The organism is Borrelia sp. A-FGy1 (assembly GCF_014084025.1).
Lineage (GTDB): Bacteria > Spirochaetota > Spirochaetia > Borreliales > Borreliaceae > Borrelia.
The window spans coordinates 20,762-27,186 of record NZ_CP043684.1; the positions used below are offsets into that span (position 1 = coordinate 20,762).

Annotated in this window: 7 protein-coding genes; 3 read left to right on the forward strand and 4 right to left on the reverse strand. The window is 32.8% G+C overall.

The window, feature by feature from the left end; translation table 11 throughout:
• Nucleotide 1 precedes the first annotated feature (1 nt).
• The 3 genes from F0310_RS04435 to F0310_RS04445 all read right to left on the reverse strand — a co-directional run bounded on the left by F0310_RS04435 (nucleotide 2) and on the right by F0310_RS04445 (nucleotide 1,530).
• Nucleotides 2-340, reverse strand: coding sequence for a hypothetical protein (locus F0310_RS04435; protein WP_182117761.1), 339 nt, complete (start codon nucleotides 338-340; stop codon nucleotides 2-4).
• Between the two features lie 43 nt (nucleotides 341-383).
• Nucleotides 384-1,097 carry a DUF261 family protein gene (locus F0310_RS04440; RefSeq protein ID WP_182117762.1) on the reverse strand — a complete coding sequence of 238 codons (714 nt, stop codon included), beginning with the start codon at nucleotides 1,095-1,097 and terminating at the stop codon, nucleotides 384-386.
• A gap of 115 nt (nucleotides 1,098-1,212) precedes the next feature.
• A complete protein-coding gene (locus tag F0310_RS04445; RefSeq protein ID WP_182117763.1) occupies nucleotides 1,213-1,530 on the reverse strand; it encodes a hypothetical protein in 318 nt (105 codons plus the stop codon).
• A gap of 381 nt (nucleotides 1,531-1,911) precedes the next feature.
• On the opposite strand from F0310_RS04445, the gene F0310_RS04450 reads away from it, so the two are divergent.
• The 3 genes from F0310_RS04450 to F0310_RS04460 all read left to right on the forward strand — a co-directional run bounded on the left by F0310_RS04450 (nucleotide 1,912) and on the right by F0310_RS04460 (nucleotide 5,341).
• Complete coding sequence (locus F0310_RS04450; RefSeq protein WP_182117764.1) at nucleotides 1,912-2,772, forward strand: coiled-coil domain-containing protein; 861 nt, start codon at nucleotides 1,912-1,914, stop codon at nucleotides 2,770-2,772.
• 479 nt (nucleotides 2,773-3,251) lie between these two features.
• Entirely contained in the window at nucleotides 3,252-4,817 is a 1,566-nt protein-coding gene (locus tag F0310_RS04455; RefSeq protein WP_182117765.1) for a plasmid maintenance protein, read from the forward strand.
• A gap of 2 nt (nucleotides 4,818-4,819) precedes the next feature.
• The gene (locus F0310_RS04460) at nucleotides 4,820-5,341 is read left to right on the forward strand and encodes a hypothetical protein (protein WP_182117766.1); all 522 of its coding nucleotides are present in this window, start codon (nucleotides 4,820-4,822) and stop codon (nucleotides 5,339-5,341) included.
• 142 nt (nucleotides 5,342-5,483) lie between these two features.
• Here the strand turns inward: F0310_RS04460 and F0310_RS05800 are convergent.
• Nucleotides 5,484-6,425 (reverse strand): hypothetical protein (locus F0310_RS05800; RefSeq protein WP_232535966.1); only part of this gene is annotated, 942 nt, incomplete at its 5' end.

The following is a 6,425-nucleotide window of genomic DNA, read 5'->3' on the forward strand; positions in this document are numbered from 1 at the left end:
CCTATTCCCCCTCTCTTATACTCTTTAGTGCCTCTCTTGCTGCTTCTGCTCGCTTTCTGATATACTCCTCATACCCTTCCCAGTCATCTTCAGCAAAACTACCTGCCTTATGTATTATCCTTCTAACTTTCTCTAATTTGGAAAAAATGCGTTTCTTAGCGGCACTAACCTCATTTGCTCTTACAATCTCTTCTTTAATTAATGCGATATAGCTAAGAACAGCATTTGTTAGCACAAGCCCTTGTTTTACAATATCTGCATTTCCCCCAAGCTGACTTGCTAACCCCTCTTGTGCTAGAGCTGCATCAAGTATCTTGCCTACGTCTTTTATAACACTCATAAATTAAAATCTCCTTTTTTATTTTTTAAGAATTAACTTTACTTCATGCTAATTCTGCCCTTAGCCCCCTAAACTCATTCTTGTAAAAAGCAAGCCTTTCTCTTACTCCAGCAACAAGACTCTTATCAAGAAGTTTAAATACACGCAGACTTGACAACATGCCAACCTCTACTGCTCTAGATCTACCAAGAGAGTCCCATACAACCTCACCCAAAGAATCTCCTAGCACAACAAAATGATACATATCACTCTCTTTGTCTTTGTACTGCCCAATAACTAGATCACTCTCTTCTACCTTGTAAGAGACCTCGTAATGTTTACTCCTGTAGCAAAGATGCTCATCAAGACCAAGATTTGCTAAAATTAGATCTGGATCCTCTACATAAGAATTTTGCTCCCTAAGCCCACCAGCATTAGAAAAACTTTTATATAAAAGATCGACTTCAAACTTATCAAAGCACTTCTCAACCTTATCCTTAATTTCCTTCACAACTAGTCCTATAAACAGGATGCACAAAAAGTAGCATCCATATTTTGCAATAACTGGATTGTTATCACTAAAACTATGCTGCAGGGGCAATACAAGCCTATGTTTTGCACTCTCAACTATTCTCTTGCACTCAACTGCTATTTCTGCTACTCCCCTACATGCTCCCTCTAGCATTTCTGACCTATACTTTTTGATGAAATACTCCTTTAGCAGATTGTAAAAAAATTTATATGCTGCCCTGTAAAGGCTAGCTAACTTATACTTCATACCTCTCCCTCTTTTTTTCCCATTAATAAATTTTTTGAAGCTAAAATCTCTTCTTTAAAAGAAGAAGTAACTTATTCTCGCTTTGCTAAAATATCAACTAACTCTGCATTTATTGTCATTTGAAGTTTTGTAACAAAACTAAGTACTTCTTTTTTAAAGACTCAAATTCAGCCTCAATTCTTCTCTTAAGACCAGTCATCTCCTGATCTAATTCAGACAACTTTACGCTAAAAGACTCCAGCTTCCCCTTGATACTGCTCATATCTTCATCTAGAAAAGAAACCCCCCTAACTTCTTTTACTATCTCTCTTCTAAACTCTGCTAGCAGCCCTTCAAAAGCATACTTAGCGTATGTTCCAAGTCCTGATATTGCAACTAGCATTACTGCAGTTATGCTTCCAATAATACCTACTCTTTTTCTAGCACTACTCAATCACATAACCCCCCAAAGCCTCTTATGATAAACATGAAGCGTCATTTCTGCTAAAAACGATAGGAGATAGACAAAAATGAAGCTCCCTGTTCTGTTTTTCAAGGTCTATTAATGATTTGATGAAATTCAAATTACAAATTCATTGCCTATAAAGATTAGATCAAATAATGCAAAAGTCAATAATAAAATGCATTTTATATTTTTGCTATAAATACTATTTGAGTTAAAATGCTTAAAAAAACTTTTATAAATTAAATTTTATGTTTATAATAAAAATAAATTATATTTTATAAATATTACTTTATAAAATATATATTTATAAATATTGAATTTATTTATTATTAATAAATATTAAATAAATTCAAAAAGGAGAGGCTAATAATGATAGAAATTCAAAATATCAAACTATATAAAGTAAGTGAAATAGTTGAGATTCTAAAAAATGAGTACGATTTTAAAACCAATCTCCCAAATCTAACCGGAAAAATAACCAAATTAAATTGTTTTATTGCTTACCAAGGCAAGCGTCTTATTCCAGAAGATATTATCTGCTATTTGTGTCAAAGGCTGAATAGCAAACCTGATGAAAGGAAAAAGATTAAAAAAGCTATTGATGAGCAAATGGAGCATGTAAGAGAGATTATAGAAAAGCATGAAGAGAAAATCCAGCAGCAAGATAAACAAAATATTGCTTTCTTTGTATCACTTCACGAATCAATGCAAAAAAGCGTAGAAGAAAAAGCAAGAAGAAACTTAAAAGGAGAATTTCAAAAAAAAATAATAGAAAAAGTAGAAAACTTAAAAATATCACTGAAAAAAGAATTAGATGAAAATATAGTCAATACGCTAAAAGAAGAGCTTAGTAAAGCTAGCCAAAGAGAAGATGCGGCTAGAACAAGAGAAGATTCCCTACAGAGGGAACTTAAAGAGGCTAGAGAGGAACTTAAGGAGGCTAGAGCAAGAGAAAATGACTTGCTTAGCGAGCTTAGAAGAAGAGACGAGAAGGCTTGCCAAAGAGAAGATGCGGCTAGAACAAGAGAAGATGATTTGCTTATCGAGCTTAGAAGGAAAGATGAGGATGCTAAGGCAAGAGAAGATGCCCTATGGGGAGAGCTTAAAAAGACTAGAGAAAGAGAAGACGCTTTACGAGAAGATATTAAAAGCAAAGATGAGCAGATTAGATACTTACTTTCTCTTATGAAAAATAAAAATAGCGAAGAAAAAAAACTAGAGATAAGATAAACAAAATAAATAAATATCTAATCTACACTAGAAAGCTAGAAAAGCCAAATAAGACTCTTTACAGGATATTTAGGCTTGCTAAAGATTACTAGCAGTTCACGTCTACTTTATAAGCTTAAATTAAAATGATTAATTTTTAATTTAAGCTTATTTGTATAACCAAAATATCATTATCAATATATAATATTTGTTGACAAAGTGATGCAAATAATGTAGTATGATAAGCTGTAAAACAAGCAAATTTTGGAGAGGGGAAAACCTTTGCTAAATACAAAATAGAACTATTAAAGAAATAAGAGAAGGTATTTATATAAAAAAAAGACAGTCCAACTAGGACTTGTAAACTAGTCAGACTAATGCTTTTTTTTATATAATAATAAATAAAAAAAGTCTTATTTAGCAGGTAGAGCTATTAAGACTTTAAGAAGCGGTGTAGGCAACTACAAAATCAAACCCTATACCGCACAAAGGATAGTTAAATGATAACAGAAAATAAGATAAAAAACAAGAAAAACCACCAAAAAGCAGCAGCAGCAGCAAAGAAAGCACTATTGAAAGAACTAATTAGAGCAAATAAGGGCAAGAATAAAAAAATTTGTAGTGAGATTACAATTTATCAAGTTAAGGCAATGATAGAGAAGAAATTCTTGCGTATTTCAAGAATGTGTAAACTATACTGGGCAATAAATACTAAAAATGAGCAGTATAAGTCTTTTACAGAGCAATATTCTGCTAAAGATATTCTTGCTTTAACTAATTCTTTGCTAAAGAAAGATAACGAGAAGACAGTATGTAGTAGAACAATACAAAAAGATATTAAGTTGATGAACAAAATAGGACTACTTAAAACAGAAACTATAAGATTTGGCACTAAAAGAGGAAGTCTTTCTTTTTATGTTCAAAACAAGTATTTAGCTTGTAAGTACAAGGAAATAATACAAATTGAATTAGTTACTATTCTTAAAGAAGAACTAGTGGATAAAATAATTATTGGTGATCTTGATAAGCAGATAGCAAAAGTAAAGTTTGATAAAGAGAAATCACTAAGGTTATTAAAGGAAGTAGAGAAGAAGAGAAGTGAGGAAGAAGATAAAGAGAGTGAAGAGGAGAGTAAAAAAGAAAGAAGCGAAATAGATAAGGAAGAAAAGTTAAGCTCAAATTCGCATGTGGAGATCGGGCATCTTTTAAAAACTAATAGTAACTATACATATATAAAGAATTCTAAAGAAATGCCTTTAAAAAAAGAGGAAAGTAAAGAGAAGACAAAGAAAAGAGAAGCAAGCAGTGGAGTTGAGGAGAGACTAGTTAGAAAGCACCACGTTGCAAAAAAATACATGCAACTTGTTAGGGATAATAGCAATAACAATGCCACCTACATCAATGCATTGCTTAATCTTGAAACTGCTCTTAACTGTTATGCAAAAAGTTACAGAAGGGATGAGATTACAAAGCACTTCCTAGAAGAATTTACAAGCAAGTATAAAAACAAGATATGGATGATGATGAGAAGAGAAGATGGAGTTGTTAGCGATTATGAGGTTATCTGGGAGAAGAGATTTAAAAAGAAATATAAAAAAGACGATCTGGAAGTTAACAAAAGCAAAAAGACAGAAAAGATAACGGGTAAGGAGAAGGAAATGGAAAAAAGGGAAAAGCAAAGAGAAGAACTTAAGAACAATATATTTAGCATACTACTGTCTCAAATAACAACTATAAGAAGGGAACTAGACAAGAGTAAGGTTGCAACCTTAATTAAGAGATTCATAGAAGAGAAGAAGGATAGGTTAAACTACGCAGATGCAGTTAATAATTCTTATTACTATTCTTTACTAGAAATAATTGATAAAAAGGAAACTGATAGTTGCTTCAAAACACAAGAAACGTGTTCTTATAAGAGCCAGTACGATAGATACAAAGATTCGCTTTTTGCAAGCATGGCAACTAAGTATGCAAAAACAGAATACAGCCAGAAAACAAATAACAGGCTGGAACCGCACTTTGTTTCTAGTTTCTTAGAAAAAACAAGTAGAGAATATAGGAGGTAAAAATGAGATTTACATTAAAGTATTTAGCATTAAGAGCATCAGTAAGAAAGGATATCTTTTGGAAGATATATAGCAGTGAAGAGATTCAAAAGAGAAAGAGTAATCCTAATATTACCAATTTCCCAATACTAAGTCCACAAGATGTAAATTATGACTATATTTATGCTTACTTAAAAGAATGGGTTGAGAAAAAGTATAGGGGAAGGGATGATATTACAATAAGAAAAGTTGATGATAGGGAATATCTATGTGAGACAAAGAAATGTTCTAGGTTTAGCAAGATACTAGAGGCTATTTATAAAGATTTCAAGCAAGTGTTCTTATCAAGACTTGTAAAAAAGGAACCTGCAGAAAGACAACAAAAGGCTGCACCAAAACAAAAAGTTGGCCAGCCAGATGCTTTAGGTTTACAAAAACAACCAGAAGTAGGAGAAGATAGTCATGCTGCTAGGCAAGAATTACCTAAGGGGAAGCCTAAAGAGAAACCTGAGAAGGAAGTACAGCTAAATCAAAAGGGCACTTAAAGCAAGCAAGTAAAAAAGCACTCCTTAAAGTTAAGGATGCTTTTTAGAGAGAATGTTAAGTTTATCTTAACTAAAGTTTATTGTGAAATATAAACAAGTTTCTAATTTTAATCTTAGCCTAATTATTGCTTATATCAACTATTTACTTGACCCTTTTATAAGCTTCTAACAGCTTATCAATAGCAGTAATCATTTTCTCTACCTCTTCTCCTGTCTTATTACGAGCAAACATTTTTGCTCTTGCAAACCGACTATCTTCAAGCCCAGGATGAGACATGCCTAAAATAGGACCTACAATAACATCAGCAGCATTGTCTCCTTTTCCATTAGCATACCTCTTAGCAGCTGCCCTAAACTCAGAAAAAGATTCCTTAAACTCGCTGCAAGATAAGCTATCTGAAACAATAGCAAAAGCATCAGCATAAGACAAGCTAGCTATCTCAATAGTTTTTTCAATAACAGCAAGAACATTGCTAACTGTTTTTAAAAGGTCTACATTTCCTTTCTTTTTTTCCTTTTCATCCTTTGTAGGTTCTTTATAATCATTTATTTTCTCTATCCTACACTCAGCCTCACTGGCTTGACTTATAGCTTGCTTGTACTCCTCAATGGCATCATCTAAAGTTCTAGTGTCGTAAGCAGGCAAAGCGTCCTTTAGCATATTGCTAAGTTTAGAATACTCTTGGTCTAGCTTTAATTTTTCTAGAGCATCAAGAGCCTGGCTACGCCTTGCGGAAGGTCCTGGGCTAAAACATTCAATACCATAATTATTACAATCACCATAGGTAGCAATAGCATTATAAGAGCTTGCATATTTGTTATAAATGGAAATTAGACTATATTGATATCTTATAGTTTTGCTAAAAAAAACATTAAGCTTTTCTTTGTCTTCTTTGGTTAACTTGCCTTTAGTTTCTTCCTTGTCTATGCTAGCACTAGAAGTAGTAGGATCATCAGCAGCAAGCATGTGAGTGCTAGTCTCATGTTTTCTATCTTCATCTGTAGTGTCACTTATATTTTCATCTTGCTTATCTGAAGAGTCAGACAAGGCTAGCTTACTAATATTGCTAGCAGCTGCTTTTTT

Excerpts from the sequence above, each read along its gene's own strand:
- F0310_RS04435 (WP_182117761.1), bottom strand. The coding sequence starts at position 340 with ATGAGTGTTATAAAAGACGTAGGCAAGATACTTGATGCAGCTCTAGCA.
- F0310_RS04440 (WP_182117762.1), bottom strand. The coding sequence starts at position 1,097 with ATGAAGTATAAGTTAGCTAGCCTTTACAGGGCAGCATATAAATTTTTT.
- F0310_RS04450 (WP_182117764.1), top strand. The coding sequence starts at position 1,912 with ATGATAGAAATTCAAAATATCAAACTATATAAAGTAAGTGAAATAGTT.
- F0310_RS04455 (WP_182117765.1), top strand. The coding sequence starts at position 3,252 with ATGATAACAGAAAATAAGATAAAAAACAAGAAAAACCACCAAAAAGCA.
- F0310_RS04460 (WP_182117766.1), top strand. The coding sequence starts at position 4,820 with ATGAGATTTACATTAAAGTATTTAGCATTAAGAGCATCAGTAAGAAAG.